We start from the raw sequence: 23,422 nt of genomic DNA on the forward strand, positions 1-23,422 counted from the left end.
GCGTCCGCGAGGCCCTGAGGGGCGCGTACGGCTCCCTCCCGGCGCTGGAACCGTACGGACGAAAAGGCGCTGGGGCCGTAGGGACGAAAAAGGCGCGCACCCCGCGAACGGGGTGCGCGCCTTGTTCCGTTGTCGCTAGCCCGCGCGACGGCGGTTGCCACCGCCGCCACCGCCACGGGACTGGCGGCGCTGCTGCTTGCGCTCGGTCGCCGCGGACGGCGCGATGTCATCGTCGTCCGTGGCCAGGTCGGGCGACTGGAAGATCACCGCGAACGGGCTCGGCGGGATGATCCGCTCCGGCTCCTGGCGGACCGGCGGCGGAGGCGTGGCCAGGAAGCTCGGCTCCGGCACGGACTTCACCACCGGCTCGGGCGCGACCTCGGCCGCACGGCTCCGGACCGGCTCCGCGGGAGCGGCCTCGGCCGGACGGTTCCGCGCGGGCGCCTCGGCGGCCTCCTCGCGCGGACGTGTGTCCGCGGCCTGGGGCTGGTCGGCCTTGCGGGAGCGGGTCCGCTTCACCGGGGTCTCCGGTGTCTCGGCCAGCGCCTGCTCGATGGCCGACGACGCGGCCCCCCTGCTGCGGACGCGCGTGCGCTTCGGCTCGGCGGCCGCCGTCTGGACCTCGTCGGGCGTGAAGATGGCGGGAGTCTCCTCCGTCTTGGCGGCCACGATCTCGACCTCCGGCGTCTCGGCGGGTGCGGTTTCGGCCAGTTCCCTGCCGCCGCGGGTGCGGCGACGCTGGCGCTGGGCGCGGGCCGGGCGTTCCTCGCGCTCTTCACGTTCCTCGCGCCGGCGGTTGCCGCCGCGGGTGCGGGCCCGGCCGGTCTCACCGAGGTCCTCGATGCGCTCCGCGGACAGCCCGGCACGCGAACGGCTCGCGTGCGGCAGGACGCCCTTGGTGCCGGCGGGGATGTTCAGCTCGGTGTAGACGTGCGGCGAGGTGGAGTAGGTCTCCTCAGGCTCGGCGAAGTCGAGCCCGAGCATCTGGTTGATCATCTTCCAGCGGGTCAGCTCCTCCCACTCCACGAACGTGACCGAGATGCCCGTGCGCCCGGCCCGGCCGGTACGGCCGATGCGGTGCACATAGGTCTTGTCGTCGGAGGGGCAGTCGTAGTTGACCACGTGGGTGACGTCGTCGATGTCGATGCCGCGGGCCGCCACGTCGGTGGCCACCAGCACGTCGATCTTGCCCGCCCGGAAGGCCCGCAGCGCCTGCTCGCGCTGCCCCTGACCGAGGTCGCCGTGGACGGCCGCGACCGCGAAACCACGCGTGTCGAGCTGCTCGGCGACCATGTCGCAGGCTCGCTTGGTCTCGCAGAAGACCATGGTGAGCCCGCGGCCCTCGGCCTGGAGCAGCCGGGCGACGATCTCGATCTTGTCCATCCGGTGGGCGCGCCAGACGATCTGACGCACCTGCGGGGTGGTCTCGCCCTCGCCGCTCTCCATCTCCGCGCGTACGTGGGTGGGACGGTTGAGGTATTTGCGGGACAGCGTGACGATCTCGCCCGGCATCGTGGCCGAGAACAACATCGTCTGCCGCTCCGCGGGGATCAGCTTGAAGATCCGCTCGATGTCGGGCAGGAAGCCCAGGTCCATCATCCGGTCGGCCTCGTCGAGCACGAGGGACGTGACCTGGCTGAGGTCGAGGTGCTTCTGCTTGACCAGGTCGAGCAGGCGGCCCGGGGTGCCGACGATGACGTCGACCCCGGCCTTGAGCGCCTCGATCTGCGGCTCGTACGCCCGGCCGCCGTAGACGGTCAGGACCCGGGAGCCGAGCTTGCCGGCCGCGGTGACCAGGTCTTCACTGACCTGGACGGCCAGCTCGCGGGTCGGCACGACGACCAGCCCGCGGGGCTTCTTGCGGTTCTTGCGCGGCTTGCCGATGCTCTGGAGCATCGCGATGCCGAACGCGTAGGTCTTGCCCGTGCCCGTGCGCGCCTGGCCGATGAGGTCCTGGCCGCTCAGGGCGAGCGGGAGCGCCATCTCCTGGATGGGGAACGGTGTGACGATACCCTCGGTCTCGAGGGCATCGGCGATTTCTGGTGTGACTCCGAGGTCTCGGAAAGTCGTCAGCGTGGCCTGCCTCAGTCTCAAATGAAGGCGGGCCTGCCGGGACCAACGGGCGGAAAACAGCCCCCGTTACGTGGGTCCTCGCGGTAGAGCCAGCCCTCTCGCGTCATCAGCGACCGCGCACCCGGGGAATCGGGGGTTATCGGGGGAATCCCCCGAACTAACACAGTGCGGTCGCACTTTCACAGAGCAGTGTACTCGATACCACAACGCTGGCCGAGCTCGCTTATGTTCCCGCATATTTCGGGAAGTACGCTGCCTCCATGAACGAGTCTCCTGGAGTCGTCGACCTGCTCGGAGTTCTAGCTTACGCCGAGCTCAGCGCGTACGCCCGGATGACCGAGGACGCCGCCACCCTGGCGCCCTCGCTCGCCGACCGCGCCGCGCTCAGCGAGCTGGCCGTGGCCGAGTACGCCCACTTCCGCCTGCTGCGCGACCGCCTGGCCGAGCTGGGGGCAGATCCGGAGGAGGCGATGGCGCCGTTCGTGGCGGCCCTGGACGCCTGGCACGCCCAGAGCCGGCCGGCCGACTGGCTGCAGGCCCTGGTCAAGACGTACGTGGGGGACGGCATCGCGCTCGACTTCTACCGGGAGGCCGCCCGCCACCTGGAGCCGTCGATCGTCAAGCTGGTGGACGAGGTGCTGGTGGACGAGGCGCGCTCGCAGTTCGCCGTCGAGCGGGTCAGGGCCGGGATCGAGGCCGATCCGACGGCGGGCGGACGGCTGGCGCTGTGGGCCCGGCGGCTCGTCGGCGAGGCGCTCAGCCAGGGACAGCAGGTGGCGACGGCCCGGCCGGAGCTGGCGTTGCTGCTGGTGGAGTCGGCCAGGGCGGCGGGTGGCGAGACGCCTGACATCTCACGCCTCTTCGCAACGCTCACGGAGGCCCACAACAAGCGGATGGCCACCCTCGGCATCTGACTCTCGGCCGCGTCTGCCAGGTGTTGAAGCAGACCGGTCTGGTTGTGGGGCGGCGCGGGGGTACGAAACGGTTGTACCGTCCCAGGCATGAGGGCCTCGCGCCGCTACGGCAGTTCCTTGACGAGATGTGGGCCGAATCGCTGGACTTCGCGCGTCGTGTTGCGGAGGGGAAGCGCGGGGTGCCCGACGAGCGAGCCGAGACGGGATCACGCCGAACAGCACCGCCACCATGTCCGGGGCTGCCGCCTCGGACGACCGAGCGGCCGTGGGGCATGTGGCCCGTGAGGGCTGCGGGCAGGCCGTGTGATGCCTGCGAGCGCGGCGATCCCTGAGGCAGATGACGCCTGCAGTGACGCATGTGGCCTGTGAGGCATGCGGTTCTTACGCGCGTGGTCCGCGCCCGCGCGGCTGGTGAGGGTACGGCTGGTTGTGGCCGTACCCTCGTTGTTCCGCCTGTGGGGTGGTTAGAGGGTGCCGCCGAAGCCGACCGGCCTGGCCTCGTCCTCACCGATCTCGACGAAACCGAGCGAGGCCACCGGCACGACCACGCGCCGGCCCTTGACGTCGGTGATGGCGAAGACGCCGCGATCGACCGACAGCGCGTTCCTGATCTCCTCTTCGACCTGCTCGGCGGAGAGGTCGGTCTCGACAACGAGTTCGCGGTGTACCGAGCGTACGCCGATCTTGACTTCCATCGTGGCTCCCTAGTCGACTGGGTTAGCGCTCGGTTCCATCGTCGCCGCTCGGAGGCCCGTAGGCGGTGAATGATCGCGCCCAGCGAACGGGTTATGCCGTACGCGGAAAACCGCTGATCCCGCGCCAGGCGAGCCGCGCCATGAGCTGCTCGGCCGCGTCCTTGGGGATCGAGCCCTGCGCGGTGACCCAGTAGCGGGCGCTCACCTCGGCCATGCCGACCAGGCCGACGCCGAGCAGGTGGGCCTCGTCGCTGGTGCAGCCGGTGTCCTCCTGGATGACCGCGCTGACCATCTCGGCGCACTCCTGCAGGGACCGCTCCACCCGCTGGCGCACCGGCGCGACGTTGCGCAGGTCGGACTCGAAGACCAGCCGGAACGCCTCCCCCTGCGTGGAGACGAAGTCGAAGAACGCGCTGAACGTGGCCTGCACCCGCAGCTTGTTCTCGTGGGTGGAGGCCAGGGCCTCGCGGCAGCGGTTGACCATGTCGTCGACGTGCAGGTCGAGCAGCGCGAGGTAGAGCTCCAGCTTGCCGGGGAAGTGCTGGTAGAGCACCGGCTTGCTGACCCCGGCCCGATCGGCGATCTCGTCCATGGCGGCCGCGTGGTAGCCGTTCTCCACGAACACTTCCTGCGCGGCGCTCAGCAGTTGCCGGCGTCGGGCCAGTCGGGGCAGCCGGGTGCCCCGGGGCTTCGCGTCCGGGGTTGCGGTCACGCGGGTCTCCATTGGTCTCTCAGCGAACTGTGCCGACATCCTACGTGCGGGTAGCCGACACCTCGGCGGTCATCGTCATACGCGCTCGGTCTGGCGGGCGGCCCGTGCTCAGCGGTAGTCGTCGTCGTCGTAGTCCACGACGCGGTCCTGGTCGGCCGCGTCGGCGGGGTCGGCGTCGAGCGGAAGCTCGCGGCGCGCCCCCTCGGTGTCCTGGCGCAGCTCACGATGCTGCTCGGCGGCGTCGGCCTCGGGCGTCTCCGGCGACAACTCCTCTTCCTCCTCCTCGTCGTAGACGCTTTCGTCCCCGCGGGTGTCCATTTCCGACATCTTCGGTCCCCCTCTTGGTGTGGACGGGTCCAGACTACGCCCGGCCGAAAAGGTCGCCGTGCTTCTCCACTCTGGCGAGTACGTCAGGGGCGGTGAACACCAGGTCCTCGGGGTGTTCACAGTCCTCGACCTCCTTCCACAGCAGCGGCGTCGAGACCGTCGGCCGCTCCCCGGCCCGCAGCGAGTACGGCGCCACGGTGGTCTTGGCCGGGTTGTTCTGGCTCCAGTCGATGAACACTTTGCCCGGCCTGGCCTTCTTGGCCATGACGCTGACGATCTCTTTGGGGTGCTCCTTCTCCAGGACCTGGGCCAGCCTCTTGGCGTACGCGGAGGGCTCCTCGCGGCAGTCCCAGTCGGCGTAGAGCTGCATGCCCTTGTTGCCGCTGGTCTTGGGCCTGGCGTCGAGCCCCTCGCCCTTCAGCACCTCGCGCAGCGTGAGCGCCACCCGGCAGCACTCCACGATGGTCGCCGGCGCGCCCGGGTCCAGGTCGAACACGAGCGTGTCGGGCGGCAGCGCGGCGCCGTCCTCGTCCACGCGCCACTGAGGCACGTGCAGCTCCAGCGCGGCCAGGTTGGCGTAGTAGGCGAGCGTCGGCAGGTCCTCGATGACGGCGAAGTCGATGCTCTCGCGGTTCTTGGTGCTGCCGGGGGCAGGCAGGTTGACCTTCCTGACCCAGTCGGGCGTGTGCTCGGGCGCGTTCTTCTCGAAGAAGAACTGGCCGGTGACGCCGTTGGGGTACCGCTTGACGGTCAGGGGCCGGCCGGCGAGGTGCGGCAGCAGGACGGGGGCCACGCGGCTGTAGTAGTCGATGACCTCGGCCTTGGTGAAGCCGATCTCCGGGTAGAGCACCTTGTCCAGGTTGCTCAGCGTCAGCTCGCGCCCGTCGACCCTGACCGGCACCTTCTTCACAGCGTCACCTCCGCGGGGAGCTTGTCGGCGCGCAGCCCGCGCCACACCGGATGTCTCAGCCGCAGTTCGTCGGTCCACATCGTGTAGCCCACCTCCCCGACGAGATCGGGCCTAACCCACCGATTCCTCCACGGGACCGCGTTCGTGAACGGGCTGCGCGGGATCTCCAGAGGCTGGAGCGCCTGGTGGAGGTCGTCCAGGATGGCGTCGGTGAACCCGGTTCCCACGTGGCCGACGTACGTCAGCCCTTCACCGGTGAAGACGCCCATGACGAGCGAGCCGATCCCGCCGGCTCTGCGGCCCTTGCCGGGTTTCCAGCCGCCGATCACGACGTCCCTCGTGCTGAGGTGCTTGACCTTGATCCACCATGGCGAGCGCACGCCCGGCCGGTAGGGGGAGTCGAGGCGCTTGGCCACCACCCCCTCCAGGCCCTGCTCCCGCGTGGCGGCGAGCAGGTCGGAGTCCCCGGGGAAGTACGGGGGCGCGCCGACGTCCAGCTCGTCGAGGAGCGCGCGGCGGTCGCGGTAGGCCAGGTCGAACAGCGGCCTGCCGTCCAGGCAGAGCAGGTCGAAGGGCATGTACGTGACGGGGTAGAGCTCCAGCACGGCCGGTTCCGGATCGGTCAGGTGCATACGGTGCTGGAGCCGGACGAAACTGGGCCTGCCACGCCGGTCCAGCGCCACGACCTCGCCGTCAAGCACGGCGTTCTTGACCCCGAATCCGGATATTTCGGGGTATCGCCGGGTGTACTCCACGCCGTGCCGTCCCGTCACCCTCAGGACGCCGTCGAGGTGCACGAGCGCGCGGATGCCGTCCCACTTGACCTCCAGGCCGTACCGGTCGCGCTCGGAGGGTAGTTCCCCAGGTACGGCCAGCATTGGTTCAATCGGGTATGGCATTGGTTGCCCCATGACGGGTATGTGCCCATATGGTGAGCCCGCTACTGCTGAGGAGTGCCCATGCGCAGCATCTGGAAAGGTGCGATCTCCTTCGGGCTGGTCACCATCCCCGTGAAGCTCTACTCGGCGACCGAGCAGAAAGACGTCAGCTTCCACCAGGTCCACCGGGACGACGGCGGCAGGATCCGCTACAAGCGCGTGTGCACGGTCGACGGCGAGGAGGTCCCGTACGCGGACATCGCCAAGGGGTACGAGCTGGCCACGGGCGAGATGGTGGTGCTCACCGACGAGGACTTCGAGGATCTGCCGCTGAGCACGTCGCGCAGGATCGACGTCCTGCAGTTCACCCCGGCTGCGCAGATCGACCCCATTTACTTCGCCAAGTCGTATTACCTGGAGCCCGACGCGCAGGGTGCGAAGCCGTACGTGCTGTTGCGTGACGCCCTGGAGAGCTCGGGACAGGTGGCCGTGGTCAAGGTGGCGTTGCGGCAGCGGGAGTCGCTGGCCACCCTGCGCGTACGGGACGGGGTGTTCGTCCTGGAGACCATGTTGTGGCCGGACGAGATCCGCGCCCCCGACTTCGAGTTCCTTGAGGAGGACATCGAGGTCCGGGCGCAGGAGCTCAAGATGGCCGAGTCGCTGATCACCACCATGGAGTCGGACTTCGACCCGAGCGAGTACCACGACACGTACCGCGAGGCGTTGCAGCAGGTGATCGAGGCGAAGGTGGCGGGCAAGGAGGTCGTGGCGGCGCCGGAGGAGGAAGAGGCGGGGCCGGCGGTGGACCTCATGGCCGCCCTGCGCGCCAGCGTCGAGGCCGCGAAGCGGGAGCGGACCGGCGAACCGGCCAAACCGAAGAAGGCGGCGGGCGGCGGCAAGTCCGCCAAGGCGTCGAAGGAGGCCGAGGAGGCCAAGGAGGAGGAGAAGGCCCCGCCGAAGCGCAAGGCACGCAAGTCCGCTTAACCGATCCGTTCCCCCGCCATCCTGGCGCAGGTCGCGGCCTGTCGAGCACGGCCGCGTCCCCGTCCTGCCGGATGGTCGAGCACCGCCGTTTCCCCGTCCTGGCCGCAGGCGCGCGGGGCCCGCCGTCGACGTCGAGGACGGTCGCTCTCCTGACGGGCCCGGGTGCCGCCCTCGTCACCGGCCTGCCCGCCGCCATCATGTTGACGACCCTCTGGACGCCGCGAAGGGCCGTGCGACGGCTTCACGTCGATGGCCACCGATGCCCAGCGCCCCAGGTCGCGGGCGCCCCTTCCCCTTCCCCGACACCAACGGCGGCGTTGCGGCGACGCAGGGGCGCCGCCTGCCCGCATGGCCGCAGCGGTGCGGCTGATCGCCGGTGCCGCGACCGAACCGCCGGTGACCAGGACGACCCTGCCGCTCGACGGCTGCTGCTCGGGTTCGTGGACGCCCTTGTCTCCCTGCGCCGGCCTCAGCGGTGGGCTGGCGGCTGGTGAGAGGCGAGGGCGGCGGTGGCACGGCGGTCGCAACCGGACAGGCACGCCCAGAGCGGGTGGAGCTGGGACGAGGCCGCGTAGTAAAGGCGCGTGCAGGGCGGGCGTGTGTAGGCGCGGGCTGTCGAGACGAGAGGCGCGTTCGGGATGTAGGTGCGGCTTGGAGGACGGGCCGGCCGGTGTGCAGGCGCCTGGGGAGTGCGGAGATGCGGCTGGGGTGGCTGGCGCGGTGTGGAGGCGTGCGCGGAGTGGGGTGGTGAGGGCCGTGCGCGGGAGCGCGGTGGTGTGGGCCGCGTGCGCGGAGTGGGGTGGTGTGGGGCGTGCGCGCAGGGTGGGGTGGTGTGGGGAGTGCGCAGCGCGGACGGTGTGGAGGCGCGGGCGTGATGAGGGGCCCGCTCGTAGGCGGCCTCGCCTCTGCCGAGCAGGCGGGTGTGGGGGACCACGGCCTCGCGCAGGGCGTCGATCTCGTACGCGAGCTGCGCCGGGTCAGTCTTCGGGGGCAGCTCCCCCAGCTCGACCGCGGGCGGGAGGCGCGGCCGCGGTGGGGCGGGCGGTGTGGGGGCGTTCGGGTGGCCTGGGAAGGGGCGGGTTCTTCTGGGGTGGGCGGGTTGGTGCGCGTGGGCTGACGCGTTCTCTCGGGGAGTCGCAATTCGGTTATTAGGCATATAGGGGACATTGTCTTCATAGCACAATAAGCGGGACTAATTGCCTGGGATGAATCGGGTGGATGTGGACGCTTCTCGGTGGGGCGAAGGCAAGTGCCGAGATGCCGGGAGCGCCGGGGACTCGGGCGGAGGGCCGGTCCGGGTGATCATGATAGATTCGGACATATCATGGCATATCAGTCAATAAATGTTTAATCCAAGCAATAAGGCTGTTAATGCATAGCAAAAAGGCGGCGGCTGTGTGTTGCCATGCCCGCGTCCAGGAAATGACATTTCACGGATGGCTCATCAGAAGTCGTCCAGGGCAGTTCCCTGGCAACCGGGGAGCGTTGAGAACGGGGCAACCAATCCTTTAGGGGGAAACGCAATGCCCAAGCTCAAGAGTATCTTCGCAGGCCTCGCCGTCAGCACGGCCATGGGCGGCGGTCTTGTCGGACTGGGTGCGGCGACCACCGCGACCAGCGCCGACGCTGCCACCAGCGCCGGTGTCGTCACGTCCACCAGCTTCCAGGCCGGCTGCTTCCGCAGGTCCCGGTGCGGTGGCTGGGGATGGGGCAACAACTGGGGCGGCTGGGGCGGCGGCTGGGGCTGGCGCCGTCACCACAACAACCGCGTGGGCAAGGTGAAGGTCACCATCCACAACCGCAACTTCAACCGCAACCGGGTGACGGAGCGGGAGGTCACGAAGCCGACGGTCCGCGACCACGACCGCGACCACGACCACGACGACGACTGACGTCGAGGACGGACCGCCATCCTCATGAAGGCGGCGCCGCGCTGAATTCGACCACCGAGTACCGGGCTCGGACAGCGGTTTGAATTCCGGCCCAGCGCGCCGGGGATTCATTCTCTCCGTCCCTGCGGAAATTCTGGTGAGGGCTCCACCGGCATCAGCCGGGGAGCCCTCACTTGCGTTTGTGTACGACTCGCCATACGAATCTGTGCCTACCGGCAAAAGTGGACAATTGCGGTTTGCTGGCTATTCATGGGGATATATCAAGGTCATGGATGGCGGGCCAGGCAAGCCATACCATCCACGTCGTTTCCTGGGAATCCGGAAGCGTCGATAAACGGGGCATCCAAACCTTTAGGAGGAAACGCAATGCCCAAGCTCAAGAGTGTTATCGCCGGCCTCGCCATGAGCACGGCGCTGAGCGGCGGGGTGATCGGCCTCGGTGCGGCGACCACGGCCACCAGCGCCGACGCGGCCACCAACGTCACCGCCGCGGCGACCACCACCACACTGTCCGGCTGCTTCCGCCGCTCGTGGTGCGGCGGCGGCTGGGGCGGGCGTAACTGGCGTCACCACCGGTTCCCCCGGATCCGCATCATCATCGTCAACCGGAACCGGAACCGGAACGCGGTCGCGGGGAACACCCACTACCAGGTCCGCCCTTACGAGTACGGACGCTGACCAAGGGCTCTGAACCTGGGCGCGATCCGCGATCCCACACAACCGGGTGCCTGCATTCCACCGGACCCTCGTTCCCCGTCGAGAACGAGCTCCTCCAGGAATGCGGGCACTCACTCGTTCCACCTGTTCCTCCGGACGGCCTTCTCGGGGAGCGACGGACGACGACCCCTGACAACCCTGACGACCCTGACGACCCTGACGACGGACCGCCTTGGACGTCCCGAGGGGGCGGGCCGGCCGAGGCGGGGCGGGGGTGGGGGACACGTTGAGTGCCCGCATCCGGGGGCGATCCCCGCTCTCCATCGGGAGCGGGGTCGGCCGGATGCGGGCACTCCTCCGTGTCGGCGTGGTCTCACCTCTCGGGCGAGCTCTCGCTGAGCGGGCTCACCCCGGGTGGGACTCCTGCCTAGTTGTCGTGGTGCTCGTGCTCGTCGTGCCGCTGGACGTTGTTGTTGTGGTTGAAGTTGCGGTTCGAGTTGTGGATGACGACGCGGACCCGGGGGGCGTTGTTACGCCGCCAGCCCCAGCCGCCGCCGCGACCCCAGCCCCAGCCGCCGCCGCGGCCCCAGCCCCAGCCGCCGCCGCAGCGACGGTGGCAGCCGCCGCCCCAGCGGTTGCCCCAGTTGCGGCCCCAGCCGCCCCAGCCGCACCGGGTCTCGCGGAAGCAGCCGGCCAGGGTGGCCGCGGTGGCCGCGCCGGTGGCGCTGGCGGCGTTGGCGCCGGAGGCGGTGGTGGCCGCGCCCACGCCGACCACACCGCCGGTCAGCGCGGTGCTCATGGCGAGCCCTGCGATAACACTTTTGAGCTTGGGCATTGTGTTTCCCCCTAAAAGGATTGATTGCCCCGTACTCGACGCTCCGCGAAATCCGAGCCTTTCCAGATGTCTGCGGAGCGTCGTGGATGCCCGCTAGCGAACATCCATGCCGGGGATATATCCCACCGAATGCCTCACAAACGGGCATTGTCTTCTCTTGTCCGACACTATGGAGCATCATGGTGCATAATCGGACATTTCGGACTGCTTGGGCAGAGGGAAACGCGCGCGGATCCGGTGTCGGAGGAGAACGCAATGAGGGCTCCGCCGGCATGGAAGCCGGCGGAGCCCTCATCGGGAATTGCCGCGGAGACAGAAGAGAAAGGAGTCCCGGGCGGGCCCGCAATGTCCGGGTGCGGACCCTCCCGAAAGCCCAGTACTCGCCGGCCGAATTCACTTCGCCGTGAAGAGCGACCATCCATGGAATACGGGCACCATTCCCGCGCCATCAGCTCACGGTCTGGTCGATGAGTTGCGCCAGGCATTCCGCCGGGCGCAACTCACCTTTAGTTCTCGGTGTTGGTGTCAGTGTTGTCGTTCGTGTTCTCGTTGAAGATCTTGACGCAGACGCCGCCACCGCGGTGGTGCCGGCGCCAGCCGCCACCCCAGCCGCCGCCCCAGCCCCAGCCGCCGCCCCAGCCGCCGCCCCAGCCGTGGCGGTTCCTGTTGCAGCGGTGGTGGCGACGGTGCCCCCAGCCGTGGCCGTCCCCATCGCCCCAGCTGAGGGTCGTCGGGGTGGTGAGGTTGTTGGTGCTGGCGTTGGCGGTGGTCGTCGCGCCCAGGCTGACCACGCCGCCGGTCAGCGCCGTGCTGACAGCGAGACCTGCGATAACACTCTTGAGCTTGGGCATTGCGTTTTCCCCCTAAAGGATTGGTTGCCCCGTTCTCGACGTTCCCGAGAGCCCGGGAACCAGGTCTTGAACGACTAGCTGATGAGCCATCCGTGAAATGTCATTTCCGAGACAGAGCTACAGCAAACAGGAGTGGCCCTATTTTGCTATGCATTAGCAATCTTATTGCTTGCATTACAGCTCTATCGAATGAAATGCCATGATATGTCCGATTATGTGCATATGACGGAGTGCCCATCACATCGGGTTCCGGCAGTTCCGGCCGTGCCTTTCTCATGGAATGACGACATGGCTGCATTCGCCGGAAGGCGGCGGCCGTGCGCATGACAATGGCTCGCCGAAAATGCTCGCCGTGTCACGCCGGGGCGCCAGACATGAGAAATGCTGGACGATTCTGTCGTCGGGATCGTCCGGGGAATGGCATGACGCCTCCCCGGTGGATTTCAGTGACGGTGACTTTCCGGCCGCTCACGGAGAGTGTCCGGCAAGTTGCGTACTGTGTCCGCTTCTGATGCTTACCCGTGCTGACCCCGATAAACGGTGATCGGCAGCTTTTGCCGCACACTTAAGCCGCCATGAGATCCCTTAGATATCTATGAGCTGAAATTTCGGGGCCTGTCCCACATGTCTGTCCCGCGCGGGGACGGCCTACCGCCGGCGGAACTTCCTCAGGTAGTGGGAGAAGCCGTACCCGCGCCGGCCGTGCTCGGTCCCGTGCGCCCTGCGCCATCCGTCGAACCGCCGGCAGCTGCCCCGCGTGTGGTCGCCGGGGTACAGCCGGTCGATGATCCGCCCCCTCGGCGCCGCACGTACGTTCAGCCAGGTCCTGACGTGTTGCACCCGGTACTTGCAGCCCGGCGCGGCCAGGACGGCCGGGGGCGGGACGGCCGGGGGCGGGACGGCGGCTGCCGCGCCCGGCGCGGCGAGCCCGCCTGCGGCGAGGGCCGCGGCGACCAGGCCCGCGGCGATGGTGCCGATGCGGCCGACGAGCATGACATCCCCCTCACATCCCTGTTTGAGGCTGTATGTCCAGCGATGCTCTGATAAGTCAAGGAAAGGCGGCGTCTGTACGGAATGCAGACCCCGCCTGGGCGCGCTGGTTATCGTGGAAGAGCGACAAGGAGGACGTATGACAGCGGTGGAGCCGGTCCCTCACTGGCCGGGACGCATGATCGGCCCGGTGCACGTGCGATCCACCCCCGACGGCGGCCCGGCCGAGCAGGCCGTGTTCGTCCACGGGCTGGCGGGCTCGGCCACCAACTGGACCGACCTCATGGACGAGCTCAAGGACACCGTCACCGGCCACGCCCTCGACCTGCCCGGCGCGGGCTTCTCCCCGGCTCCGCGGGACGGCGACTACACGGTGGCCGGCCACGCCGCGGCGGTGATCGGGCTGATGGAGCACACCGGCCCGGCCCACCTGTTCGGCAACTCGCTGGGCGGCGCGGTCGCGGTGCGGGTCGCCGCGGCCAGGCCCGACCTGGTCCGCTCGCTCACGCTCGTCTCGCCCGCCCTGCCCGACCTGCTCCCCAGGTACGGGCCGGTCCGCGTGGCCGCCGCCGCCGTGCCCAAGGTGGGCGAGTGGTTCGCGGACAAGCTGCGCCTGCTCCCCGCCGAGCAGCGCATCAACGCCTCCTTCGCCATGGTCTGGGCGAACATGAACGCCGTCCACCCGGTACGCCTGGCCGACGCGGTGGAGGAGCTGCGCCGGCGCGACGACGTCCCGTACGCGGGGGAGGCCATGATCGGCTCGGCGAGGGGCATCGTGGCCGAGTACTTCCGGCGGGGCGAGGACAGCCTGTGGCGCCAGGCGGCCAAGGTGGCGGTCCCGACCCTCATCGTCCACGGCCGGCACGACCGACTGGTGCGCCCGGCCATGGCGGCGAAGGCGGCCCGTACGTTCCGGCAGGTCAGGCTCGTGCTGCTGCCGACGGCGGGGCACGTGGCGATGATGGAGATGCCCCGCGTGGTGGCGGCGGAGGCGCGCCGTCTGATCGGTGAGACGAGATTGGGGAATGCCCCACTCGCCGAGTAGGTTTCAGCTAGAGATGTGACCCCCTGAAACGGGAGCGTAGAACGTGTCGTTGCCACCGCTGGTCGAGCCGGCCACAGAGCTGACCGTAGACGAAGTGCGCCGCTACTCGCGCCACCTGATCATTCCCGATGTCGGGATGGCCGGGCAGAAGCGGCTGAAGAACGCCAAGGTGCTGTGCGTGGGCGCCGGCGGCCTGGGCTCGCCCGCCCTGATGTACCTGGCCGCGGCGGGCGTCGGCACCCTCGGCATCATCGACTTCGACGTCGTCGATGAGTCCAACCTGCAGCGCCAGATCATCCACGGCCAGTCCGACGTGGGCAGGCTGAAGGCCGAGAGCGCCGCGGCGTCGGTCCGCGAGATCAACCCCCTGGTCGAGGTCGTCGTCCACAACGCGACCCTGACCACCGAGAACGTCATGGAGATCTTCTCCGGCTACGACCTCATCGTCGACGGCACGGACAACTTCGCCACCCGCTACATGGTGAACGACGCCGCCGTGCTGCTCGGCAAGCCGTACGTCTGGGGCTCGATCTACCGCTTCGACGGCCAGGCCAGCGTGTTCTGGGCCGAGCACGGGCCCTGCTACCGCTGCCTCTACCCCGAGCCCCCGCCTCCCGGCATGGTGCCGTCGTGCGCCGAGGGCGGCGTGCTCGGCGTGCTGTGCGCGTCGATCGGCTCGATCCAGGTCAACGAGGCCATCAAGCTGCTGACGGGCATCGGCGACCCGCTCGTCGGCCGACTGATGATCTACGACGCCCTGGAGATGAAGTACCGGGACGTCAAGGTCCGCAAGGACCCCGAGTGCGTGCTGTGCGGCAAGAACCCGACGGTCACCGAGCTGCTGGAGGACTACGAGGCGTTCTGCGGCGCGATCTCCGACGAGGCCGCGCAGGCCGCCAGCGGCTCCACGATCACCGCGCAGGAGCTCAAGTCCATGATGGACAAGGGCGACAACATCTACGTGGTCGACGTCCGCGAGATCAACGAGTACGAGATCGTCTCCATCCCGGGCGCCACGCTGATCCCCAAGGGCGAGTTCCTCAACGGCTCGGCCCTGGAGAAGCTGCCCCAGGACAAGCGCATCGTGCTCCACTGCAAGTCGGGCGCGCGCTCGGCCGAGGCCCTCGCGATCGTCAAGAACGCGGGCTTCGCCGACGCGGTGCACGTCGGCGGCGGCGTGCTGAGCTGGGTCAAGACGGTCGACCCCAGCCTGCCCAGCTACTGAGGCGTTCTCCGGGGAACCTCCCGCCGAGGCGCCTAAGGTCGGTGTCGTGAACCACGCCCGCCCCTGGCCCACCCTGGTGGTGTCCTCCGCGCTGACCCTGGTCTGCGCGGTGGCCGCCGGGGTGGCCGGGAGCGCGGCGGGCACCGAGCTGACCCGCGGCCCGAGCGCGTCCGAGCTGCGTGCCGCCGCCACGCGCGAGGTCGCGGAACGCTGGCGTGCCTGGCCCGCCGGGCGCGTCTTCCCCGCGGCCCTGCCGTACGCGGCCGAGCAGGGCGGGCAGGAGCGGGCCGAGCGCATCGGCATCTCGCCGCACACCGGCTGCGGCGCCGGGTCCGTCGACGCGAAGGCGGTCAGGACGTTGCGCGAGGCTGGTTGCAGGGGCGTGCTGCGGGCCACCTACATCGACGCGCTGCGCGGGGTGCTCGTCACCGTGGGCGTGGTGGCGCTGCCCGACGAGTCGCGCGCGGTCCGGGCCAGGAGCGCGTTCGCCGACAACGGCAAGCCCGTGCCGGGGCTGCGGCCGCTGAGCTTCACGGGCACGGTCGCCGAACGGTTCACCCCCTCCATGCGGCAGGCCGGGTCGGTGCGCCAGGCCGGGCCGTACGTCGTGCTGACCACGGCGGGCCAGGTGGACGGCCGGCCCGCGACCACGTCCGGCGAGTCACGTCCGGCGATCTTCGCCTTCGCCACCGAGCTGTCCGAACGCGTGCTGCTCGACCTCAGCACACCCCGGATGCCCGACTGCGCGGCCGAGGGATGGCGGTGCTGAGGCGGTGCGCCGGGAAGGCGCTGTCCGCCGCCCCCGTGGCCCTCCTCGCGGTTCTTCCGGCGGCCTCGCCCGCCTACGCCGACGACGACGTGCGCGGCGGCCAGCGGGCCGTGATCGAGACGCTCGACCTGCCCGCGGCCTGGCGCGTCACCAAGGGCGCGGGGGTCACGGTGGCCGTGCTCGACTCCGGGGTCGATCCGGCCCATCGCGACCTGGCCGGCTCGGTGACCGTGGGCCGCGACTTCACCGCGGGCGCGAACCCGCCGGGCGTCGCGCCGCCGCGGCTGCACGGCACGTACATGGCCTCCCTGATCGCCGGGCACGGCCACGGGCCCGGGGGAAGGAAGGGCGTCATCGGCGTCGCGCCCGAGGCCGGCGTCCTGTCGGTGCGGGTCATCCTGGAGGACGAGGAACCGGGCTTCAGGGAGTTCAACTCGGCCGAGCGCTTCGAGGACGTCGTGGCCAGGGGCATCCGCTACGCGGTCGACCAGGGCGCGGACGTCGTCAACATGTCGATCTCCAAGGAGCTCGCGACCAGGGAGGAACGGGCGGCCATCCGGTACGCCATCGCCAAGGGCGTCGTGCTGGTGGCCGCGGCCGGCAACGACGGCGACAGGAAGACCGCCGGAGACTTCGCGCCCTACTCCTACCCGGCGTCCTTCCCCGGCGTGGTGTCGGTGGGGGCGACCGACCGGCGGCTGCGCCGGGCCACGTTCTCCAACTGGAACTCCTCGGTGCTGGTGGCCGCGCCGGGCGTGGACATCATGGGCGCGGGGCCCGGCGACGAGTACTGGGTCGGCCGGGGCACCTCGCAGGCGACCGCGCTCGTCTCGGGGGTCGCCGCCCTCATCAAGGCAAAATATCCGCAAATGTCGCCGCCGCTGGTCGTCCAGGCACTCGCCGACAGCGCCGACGACCGCCCGCCCGGCGGCTACGACACCGGCACCGGCTTCGGCGTCGTCAACGCCCGCAGGGCCCTGGCCGAGGCCGCCCGCCTGGCCACGCACACCGAGACCGCGACCGGCCCGCAGGCCCAGGACCCCGCCCTGCCGCTGGCGGGCGGCCCGGCCGGGCCCATCAGGGTCACCACGAGGGACCACCGGCGGGTGACGATCTACGCGGCCGTCGCCGCGGGCGCCGCGGGCGGGGCGCTCGCGTCGCTGGCGGTCATATTCTTCCTGGTCAGACGGGTAAGACGCGACCACGGCGCACACGACGCATGATCCGCCTGCTAACGGGGACGAAATAGACACCGACCGAACGCGGGAACGAGGCCAGGGTGGTGAAGGCACGTAGGTCGACCTCAGGGCTACCGCGCGCCGGCGAGGCCACATCGGGACGCAGCAACCCGCTCGGGGCGTCGACCGGCCGCCGGTCCCGCGTGCGCGCCTGGCCCGCGGCGAACTCCCGTACGCGCACCGCGGCCAGGGAACGCGCCGAGCTGGCGGCCCTCCAGCAGGGCGTGCGCTTTCGGCGCATCTTCGTCGTGCTGGTCGGCGCGGTCGTGGCCGTGTCGGCCCTCGTGGTGCTGCTGGGCACGATCGGGCTGCTCAACGAGACGCGCTCGCGCCCGCTGACCCCGGCCGAGCAGAACCAGTACAAGCAGGAGGAGATCGCCCGGCGCTGGCAGGCGTGGCCGGCCACGGGCGTCTTCCCCGAGGAGGTCAAGTACCTCGGCCTCGACCGCGCCCAGCAGTACGCCAGGCGGGTCGGCATCGCCCCCGAGACCGACTGCGGCAAGGGCGTGGACGCCTCCGTCGCCGGGGTCCTCGACAGCCACGGGTGCGTCACGATGCTGCGCGCCACGTACGTCGACCAGACCTCCACCTTCGTCATCACCGTCGGCGTGGCCGTGCTGAAGGACGAGGAGTCCAGGGTGTCGGCTGGCGAGCAACTGGGCCAGGACGACCGGGTGGGAGTGCTGCCCGTGGCCTTCCCCGGCACCGTGACCGAACGTTTCGGCACCGAGCAGCGCCAGCGCACCGGCTGGGTGGGCGCCGGGCCGTACATCGTCTTCTCCACCGCCGGGTACGCCGACGGGCGCACCAGGGCCGCCATCCCCCCGGAGGAGATCCTGCACAGCGAGCTCTGGCCGGCGGCCAAGTCGGTCGGCAACCAGATCGCCTACTTCCTGGCGGATCCCCCCAAGGTTCCGCCGTGCACCCAGGGGAACGTGTGCTGACCGCCGTACGGGCGCTCGCGGCCACGTTGCTCGTCCTCCTCGGGCCCACGGCCGCCCCGGTCAGGGACGAGCAGCAATGGGTGCTGGACGCGCTCAACGTCGAGCAGGCGTGGAACGTGACCAAGGGCGAGGGCGTCACGGTCGCCGTCGTGGACAGCGCGGTGGACGCCGGGATCAAGGAGCTGAAGGGCCGGGTCACGACCGGGCCCGACATGAGCTCGGGCGCGGTGGCCCGCGAGGTGCGGCCGGGGCGGCACGGCACCGCCATGGCCGCGCTGATCGCCGGGTCCGGCGCCGGCGACGGGCTGATCGGCGTCGCGCCCGAGTCGCGCATCCTGTCGCTGCCCCTGGCCACCGACGACGAGCCGGCGTTCGACCTGCTGCCGCCCACGGACCTCCAGTCGCCCGAGAGCTCGCTGGCCCGCGCCCTGCGCTACGCCGCCAACCACGGCGCCCAGGTGATCAGCATGTCGATCGGCTCCTACGGGCCGGTCAGGTCCGAGCGGGAGGCGGTGTCGTACGCGCTGAGCAAGGGCGTGGTGCTGGTGGCCGCCGTCGGCAACGACGGCCAGACGCCCTACGCAAAGGAGAAGGGCACCTCGTTCTGGAGTTTCCCGGCCGGCTACTCGGGCGTGATCGGCGTCGGCGCGACCGACAAGCAGGGCAGGAAGGCCACGTTCAGCAGCGACAACCTGTCGGTCCTCGTCGGCGCGCCCGGCGTGCAGGTGCCCGTGGTCAAGCGGCCCAGCGGGTACGAGCTGTCCGACGGCACCAGCTCGGCCGCCGCGCTCGTGGCCGGCGTGGCCGCGCTGGTCAAGTCGCGCTATCCCGCCCTGCCGCCCGAGCAGGTGGCCCGGGCGCTGGCCGCCAGCGCGCGGGGCCGTCCGGCCGCGGGCTACGACGACAACACCGGGTTCGGCGTGGTGGACGCCGGGGCCGCGCTCAACGCCGCCGAGCGCCTGACCGGTCAGCGGCGCAGCGTGACCGCGCCCGGAAAGGACCACTTCGGCCGGGGCGAGGACTCCCCGGTGCCGACCCGTCCTGGGGCCGATCCGTGGCGGTTGTGGCTGTACGGAGGGGGTGTGCTGGTCGCGCTGGTGACGTTCTGCGGGGCGATCATCGTTCTCAATCAGCGCAAGGAGTGATGAACCGCTCGTACTTCGCCCGCGTGGACGGTAAAGATCCGCTATGGTCGCGCGTCATGGGATACGAGCTGCGGGTGGTGCGCGAGTCGCCACTCGCCTTCGCGGAGCTCGCGAAGGCCATCGCGCCGGCCGGTTTCGAGCTGCGCGGATCTGAGGAGATCGTGGCCGGCCACGACGGCGGCCGGCACGCGGTGGCGCGCTGGCAGGGCCAGGTCGTGGGCGAGCCCGGCTCCGACTGGCAGGTGGCCCAGCTCCTGCGGCTGTCGGCCGCCCTCGGCGCCCGCCTGGTGGGCGAGGACGGCGAGGTCTACGCGCTGCGCGACGGCGTGATCGAGGTCCTGTCCGGCGGGACGGTGATGGAGATCGGCAAGTTCGACGAGATCATCGACGCGGGCCCGGCGGCATGGACCCCCTGAACCCCTTCGCCGAGCGGGTGCTCGACCTGGTCGAACGCATCCCGCCCGGCAAGGTCATGGCCTACGGCGACATCGCCGAATACCTGGGCGAGGGCGGCCCCCGCCAGGTGGGCAAGGTGATGTCCACCTTGGGCGGCGGCGTCCCGTGGTGGCGGGTCGTGCACGCCGACGGCAGCGGCGCCGCCCCCGACCACCTGCGACGATGCCTGGCCCACTGGCGCGAGGAGGGCACCCCGCTGCGCGGCGAACGGGTGGACATGAGGCAGGCGCGCTGGGACGGGCGTTCAGCCGATTTTCAGTAAGGGGCCTGACCTGCGGATTCGCTGTTGAGGCGATTCCGTGACATGTGACTCCCATTACCATGGGCTGAACACTGACAGGCCCGAAAGGCGGTGCCTCCACGATGGCCACCGGCGTCACAGCCCAGCGCCACAGCGGCGACACGCTCGCCGACCGCCTCAAGGCTGTCCAGGATCTCTGCGATCGTGGCGAGCCTCTTGAGGCGGTCATGCGTGCCGTCGGGCCCGGCGGCCGCGACGCGGCGTTCGACACCGAGGTGCTCAGCGGGCCTCTGGGGTCGCGCATCGACCTCGCGGTCAAGCGCGGCCCGGCGCGGCGGCGCGAGCTGCTCACCCTGATCCGCCCCTACCTGGCCGGCGTGGCCGCGGAGGTCAAGCGCGACCTGCCCGTCGCCCGCCGCGTCATCTGCCACCTGATCGAGCACCGTCCCGACGACGAGCTGGTCGACGGCGAGACGCTGGTCAAGGTCGTCACCGCGGCGGCCGAGCCGTCCAAGCGCATCCGCAAGGGCCTGAGCTGGTACGCCGACCTGCCCTTCCGCGACGAGCTGCCGCCCGACCTCTACCGGCTGCGCCGCGCCGACATGGTGCCGGTGACCCACATCGACGACATCGTGTGGGTCGACGGCAGGCTGCGCGTCACCGGCTTCGCGTACCTGGCGGGGCTGTCGGTGCGCAGCCGCAGGTTCAACTGGGCGACCGTGGTGCTGCGCGGGCCGCGCTGGCTGCCGCCGATCCGCATGCGCACCAAGCGGGTGCTCGCCCCCGAGGCCACCCACGGCGCGCGCGAGCCCGGCTGCAACTACGACTGGTCCGGCTTCACCGCCGAGCTGAGCCCGTGGCCGCTGCGCTGGCGCGGGGCCGTGCGCGGCATGGTCCACGCCGTGCGGCGGCGGTTGCGCCACCGTCCGGGGGTGCCCGACGCGACGACCTGGCGGGCCGAGATCGTCTTCTGGAGCCGTGGCGCGCGGGCGACCGGCCTGCTGCGCGGCTCGGCCATCGGCAGGCCCGAGCGCCCGGCCGGCCTCAAGCTGAAGCCCGGCTGGTGGGTGCGTCCGGTCTGGACGTCCGACCGCGCGTTGCAGGTCGTGCTCCAGCCCAACAGGGCCGAGCTGACCGGCGTGTCCGTCCAGGACGAACGCCTCGAACTCAAGATCTTCCTGCCCGGCCGCAGCGTGACCAAGGGCCACGCCAGGCTGGGCGGTCACCGCATCGCCGCCGACTTCACGCCGTCCGGCGGCGGCACCGAGGTGTCGATCGGCCTCGCCGTGCCCGCGCTGCTCCAGGAGAAGGACGGCCGGCGGCTCTGGGTCGAGCCCAAGGGCGACCCGGCGGCCTCCGTCATGCTCGCCGACCTGGTCGAGACGCGCACTCCGGTGGGCGACCGGGAGATCACCGTGCTCGGCGACCGGCGCGACCGCGTCGTGGTCTCCGCCCACCGCATCCGCCCGGTGATCACCTCCGCCGTCTGGGAGGGCTCAACGCTGGTGCTGCGCGGCGACTACCCCGATGCGCCCGGCCCCCGGGTGCTGACGCTGCGCCACCGGTCGGGGCTGTCGTACTCGCTGCCCATGGAGCGGTCGGGCGACGACTTCTCCGTCCGCGTGACGCCCTCGTCCATGGACCGCTTCGGCGAGCCCGTTCCGCTGGCCTCGGGCACGTGGAACATGTCCTTCCGGCACCCGTCGGGCGAGATCGTGCCGTTCCGGATGGACCACGCCGCCCTGCCGGGGCTCGACGAGGAGCCGCGTACGGTCGACAGCCGGGCGTACCGGATGATCTCCACCCGGTTCGACGTGCCGGTGATCGCGGTCGAGGAGGGGCGGCCCAACGACGAGCGCGGCGTGGCCGGCACCCACGTGCTGCGCCGCGTCTTCTATCCGGCCCAGCGCACCGAGCCGCTGCACGACGCGACCGTCTACGTCGTCAACGACGGCCGGCTCTACGCCGACAGCGTGCGCGCCATCTACGAGGAGCGGCTGCGCAGGGGCGACGACCGCGAGCACATCTGGATCGTCAAGGACGCCGCGTTCGTGCCGCCGGGCGGCGCGCGGGCCGTGCGGGCGGGCAGCCGCGAGCACCACGCCGCGCTGGCCCGCTCCAGCCACATCGTCACCAACTCGTTCCTGCCCGCCTGGTTCCGCGCCCGCGAGGACCAGGTCGTGCTGCAGACCTGGCACGGCACCCCGGCCAAGCGCATCGGCAACGACCAGCCGCACATGGCCCGCGACCCGCGTCCGCCGATCTGGTACCGGCAGGCGGCCGAGGTGCGCGGCTGGGACGTGCTGCTGTCGCAGTCGCCGTGGGCCACCACGGTGTTGCGCCGGGCCTTCGGCTACAAGGGCGAGATCCTGGAGAGCGGCCTGCCCAGGAACGACGTGCTCAACTCGCCCGAGCGCGAGGTCAGGGCCGCCGCCGTCCGCGAACGGCTCGGGCTGGCCGAGGGCAAGCGGGTGGTGCTCTACGCGCCGACCTGGCGCGACTACGACCGCAAGAACGCCATGGTCAAGCTTGACCTGGCCAAGGCCCGCGAGGCTCTGGGCGCCGACCACGAGATCCTGGTACGCGCCCATCCGATGCAGGCCATGCCCGCCGTCCCCGACATCGCGCACGACGTCACGACTTATCCGGACATGGCTGATCTGCTGCTGGTCACCGACGTCCTGGTGACCGACTACTCCTCGGTCATGTTCGACTTCGCCGCCACCGGCCGGCCCATCGTCTTCTACGGCTACGACCTGGCGAAGTACTCCTCCAAGCGGGGGCTCTACCTCGACCTGCCCGAGCAGGCGCCCGGCCCGGTGCTGCCGACGTCGGCCGAGGTGATCGACGCGCTGCGCTCCATCGACGAGGTGGCCGCCGCGCACGCCGACCGCTACGAGGCCTTCCGGGCCACGTACGCGCCCAAGGACGACGGCAAGGCGACGGCCCGCGTGGTCGACCACCTGTTCTCCTGAGGGCGCGGCCTCAGAGGTCGATCGGCAGGTCCGAGAGCATGAAGGGCTTGCCGGGGTCGTACCCGAAGGGGCGCGTCGGGGCCGGAAGGCGCTCGACGAGCAGGTAGAGCAGCGCCGACAGGGTCGTGGCGCACACGATCTCGCCGGCCTCGACCAGGCGCCGGATGCTCGACAGGGGCACCCACTCGATGCGCTCGGCCTCCCAGGGGTCGCTGGGCGGGCCGATGTGGGTGGCCGCGTCGGCCCGGTAGACGTGGTTGAGGCTGTCGGTGAAGCCGTTGGTCGGCTGGACGGACATCAGCGGGCGCAGCGGCCCCGGACGCCAGCCGGTCTCCTCCTCGACCTCGCGGGCGGCCGCCGCCATCGGCATCTCGCCCTCGTCGACCTGGCCGAGCGGCACCTCCCAGCCCCAGCTGTCGGTGATGAAGCGGTGGCGCCAGATCAGCAACACCCGGTCCTTGTCGTCGGTGACGACCGCGCCCGCGGCCGGCGCGGTGCGGACCAGCCGGTGATCGAGGTGCCGCCCGTCGGGCAGCTCCACATCCGCGATCCGGATGTCCAGCCACTGGTCGGCGTAGAGCGACGTCTCGGAGTGGACCTGCCAGCGCATGTGACCAACCCCCTAGCAGAGGCGCGAGTATCAACCCAACGTTACAAGAGACAACG

The 23,422-nt window shown here is 70.5% G+C and carries 24 protein-coding genes; 13 read left to right on the plus strand and 11 right to left on the minus strand.

What is annotated here, in order from left to right; genetic code table 11:
* Positions 1–135: 135 nt before the first annotated feature.
* A complete protein-coding gene (locus ACNF49_RS10785; RefSeq protein ID WP_482943581.1) occupies positions 136–1,983 on the minus strand; it encodes a DEAD/DEAH box helicase in 1,848 nt (615 codons plus the stop codon).
* A gap of 350 nt (positions 1,984–2,333) precedes the next feature.
* On the opposite strand from ACNF49_RS10785, the gene ACNF49_RS10790 reads away from it, so the two are divergent.
* A complete protein-coding gene (locus tag ACNF49_RS10790; RefSeq protein ID WP_482943582.1) occupies positions 2,334–2,987 on the plus strand; it encodes a ferritin-like fold-containing protein in 654 nt (217 codons plus the stop codon).
* Between the two features lie 464 nt (positions 2,988–3,451).
* Here ACNF49_RS10790 and ACNF49_RS10795 read toward each other — a convergent pair whose 3' ends face one another.
* From ACNF49_RS10795 to ligD (ACNF49_RS10815), 5 genes are all read right to left on the minus strand, one after another.
* Positions 3,452–3,682, minus strand: coding sequence for a DUF3107 domain-containing protein (locus ACNF49_RS10795; RefSeq protein ID WP_352319257.1), 231 nt, complete (start codon positions 3,680–3,682; stop codon positions 3,452–3,454).
* A 91-nt stretch (positions 3,683–3,773) separates the two neighbouring features.
* Positions 3,774–4,394 (minus strand): TetR/AcrR family transcriptional regulator, encoded by a 621-nt coding sequence (locus tag ACNF49_RS10800; protein ID WP_352319259.1) that lies wholly within the window; start codon positions 4,392–4,394, stop codon positions 3,774–3,776.
* A 108-nt stretch (positions 4,395–4,502) separates the two neighbouring features.
* On the minus strand, positions 4,503–4,712 hold the full coding sequence (locus tag ACNF49_RS10805; protein ID WP_357974254.1) for a hypothetical protein: 210 nt from the start codon (positions 4,710–4,712) through the stop codon (positions 4,503–4,505).
* A 43-nt stretch (positions 4,713–4,755) separates the two neighbouring features.
* Entirely contained in the window at positions 4,756–5,631 is an 876-nt protein-coding gene (ligD, locus tag ACNF49_RS10810) for a non-homologous end-joining DNA ligase (protein ID WP_482943583.1), read from the minus strand.
* Complete coding sequence (ligD, locus tag ACNF49_RS10815; RefSeq protein WP_482943584.1) at positions 5,628–6,509, minus strand: non-homologous end-joining DNA ligase; 882 nt, start codon at positions 6,507–6,509, stop codon at positions 5,628–5,630. The genes ligD (ACNF49_RS10810) and ligD (ACNF49_RS10815) overlap by 4 nt, the downstream gene beginning before the upstream one ends.
* An 81-nt stretch (positions 6,510–6,590) precedes the next feature.
* On the opposite strand from ligD (ACNF49_RS10815), the gene ku reads away from it, so the two are divergent.
* Positions 6,591–7,493: a non-homologous end joining protein Ku gene (gene ku / locus ACNF49_RS10820; RefSeq protein ID WP_357974245.1), complete on the plus strand. Its 903-nt coding sequence runs from the start codon at positions 6,591–6,593 to the stop codon at positions 7,491–7,493.
* Between the two features lie 469 nt (positions 7,494–7,962).
* Here ku and ACNF49_RS10825 read toward each other — a convergent pair whose 3' ends face one another.
* Complete coding sequence (locus ACNF49_RS10825) at positions 7,963–8,649, minus strand: TetR family transcriptional regulator C-terminal domain-containing protein (RefSeq protein WP_482943585.1); 687 nt, start codon at positions 8,647–8,649, stop codon at positions 7,963–7,965.
* Between the two features lie 367 nt (positions 8,650–9,016).
* Between ACNF49_RS10825 and ACNF49_RS10830 the strand changes: the two genes are divergently transcribed.
* Complete coding sequence (locus ACNF49_RS10830) at positions 9,017–9,385, plus strand: hypothetical protein (protein ID WP_357987406.1); 369 nt, start codon at positions 9,017–9,019, stop codon at positions 9,383–9,385.
* A 366-nt stretch (positions 9,386–9,751) separates the two neighbouring features.
* The gene (locus ACNF49_RS10835) at positions 9,752–10,063 is read left to right on the plus strand and encodes a hypothetical protein (RefSeq protein ID WP_357987403.1); all 312 of its coding nucleotides are present in this window, start codon (positions 9,752–9,754) and stop codon (positions 10,061–10,063) included.
* A gap of 406 nt (positions 10,064–10,469) precedes the next feature.
* Here ACNF49_RS10835 and ACNF49_RS10840 read toward each other — a convergent pair whose 3' ends face one another.
* The 3 genes from ACNF49_RS10840 to ACNF49_RS10850 form a co-directional block, all read right to left on the minus strand.
* A complete protein-coding gene (locus ACNF49_RS10840) occupies positions 10,470–10,841 on the minus strand; it encodes a hypothetical protein (protein ID WP_482943586.1) in 372 nt (123 codons plus the stop codon).
* A 542-nt stretch (positions 10,842–11,383) separates the two neighbouring features.
* Positions 11,384–11,728, minus strand: a complete 345-nt coding sequence (locus ACNF49_RS10845) for a hypothetical protein (protein WP_357987397.1) — start codon at positions 11,726–11,728, stop codon at positions 11,384–11,386.
* A gap of 648 nt (positions 11,729–12,376) precedes the next feature.
* A complete protein-coding gene (locus ACNF49_RS10850; RefSeq protein ID WP_482943587.1) occupies positions 12,377–12,721 on the minus strand; it encodes a hypothetical protein in 345 nt (114 codons plus the stop codon).
* A 136-nt stretch (positions 12,722–12,857) separates the two neighbouring features.
* Between ACNF49_RS10850 and ACNF49_RS10855 the strand changes: the two genes are divergently transcribed.
* The 9 genes from ACNF49_RS10855 (at position 12,858) to ACNF49_RS10895 (ending at position 22,756) form a co-directional block, all read left to right on the plus strand.
* Positions 12,858–13,763 (plus strand): alpha/beta fold hydrolase, encoded by a 906-nt coding sequence (locus tag ACNF49_RS10855; RefSeq protein WP_482943588.1) that lies wholly within the window; start codon positions 12,858–12,860, stop codon positions 13,761–13,763.
* 43 nt (positions 13,764–13,806) lie between these two features.
* The gene (moeZ, locus tag ACNF49_RS10860; RefSeq protein ID WP_357987388.1) at positions 13,807–14,988 is read left to right on the plus strand and encodes an adenylyltransferase/sulfurtransferase MoeZ; all 1,182 of its coding nucleotides are present in this window, start codon (positions 13,807–13,809) and stop codon (positions 14,986–14,988) included.
* Between the two features lie 46 nt (positions 14,989–15,034).
* Complete coding sequence (locus ACNF49_RS10865) at positions 15,035–15,757, plus strand: hypothetical protein (RefSeq protein WP_482943589.1); 723 nt, start codon at positions 15,035–15,037, stop codon at positions 15,755–15,757.
* Positions 15,751–16,980: a S8 family peptidase gene (locus ACNF49_RS10870; protein WP_357987382.1), complete on the plus strand. Its 1,230-nt coding sequence runs from the start codon at positions 15,751–15,753 to the stop codon at positions 16,978–16,980. The genes ACNF49_RS10865 and ACNF49_RS10870 overlap by 7 nt, the downstream gene beginning before the upstream one ends.
* A gap of 59 nt (positions 16,981–17,039) precedes the next feature.
* The gene (locus ACNF49_RS10875) at positions 17,040–17,939 is read left to right on the plus strand and encodes a hypothetical protein (RefSeq protein ID WP_498702278.1); all 900 of its coding nucleotides are present in this window, start codon (positions 17,040–17,042) and stop codon (positions 17,937–17,939) included.
* Positions 17,915–19,084, plus strand: coding sequence for a S8 family serine peptidase (locus tag ACNF49_RS10880; protein WP_482943590.1), 1,170 nt, complete (start codon positions 17,915–17,917; stop codon positions 19,082–19,084). Before ACNF49_RS10875 ends, ACNF49_RS10880 begins: the two co-directional genes overlap by 25 nt.
* A gap of 56 nt (positions 19,085–19,140) precedes the next feature.
* Positions 19,141–19,500, plus strand: coding sequence for a hypothetical protein (locus tag ACNF49_RS10885; protein WP_357987375.1), 360 nt, complete (start codon positions 19,141–19,143; stop codon positions 19,498–19,500).
* On the plus strand, positions 19,488–19,802 hold the full coding sequence (locus tag ACNF49_RS10890; RefSeq protein ID WP_482943591.1) for an MGMT family protein: 315 nt from the start codon (positions 19,488–19,490) through the stop codon (positions 19,800–19,802). The genes ACNF49_RS10885 and ACNF49_RS10890 overlap by 13 nt, the downstream gene beginning before the upstream one ends.
* 101 nt (positions 19,803–19,903) lie before the next feature.
* Entirely contained in the window at positions 19,904–22,756 is a 2,853-nt protein-coding gene (locus tag ACNF49_RS10895; RefSeq protein WP_482943592.1) for a CDP-glycerol glycerophosphotransferase family protein, read from the plus strand.
* 10 nt (positions 22,757–22,766) lie between these two features.
* Here the strand turns inward: ACNF49_RS10895 and ACNF49_RS10900 are convergent, their stop codons facing one another.
* Entirely contained in the window at positions 22,767–23,366 is a 600-nt protein-coding gene (locus ACNF49_RS10900) for an NUDIX domain-containing protein (RefSeq protein ID WP_357987366.1), read from the minus strand.
* Positions 23,367–23,422: the final 56 nt, after the last annotated feature.

Source organism: Actinomadura sp. ATCC 39365 (genome assembly GCF_054392275.1).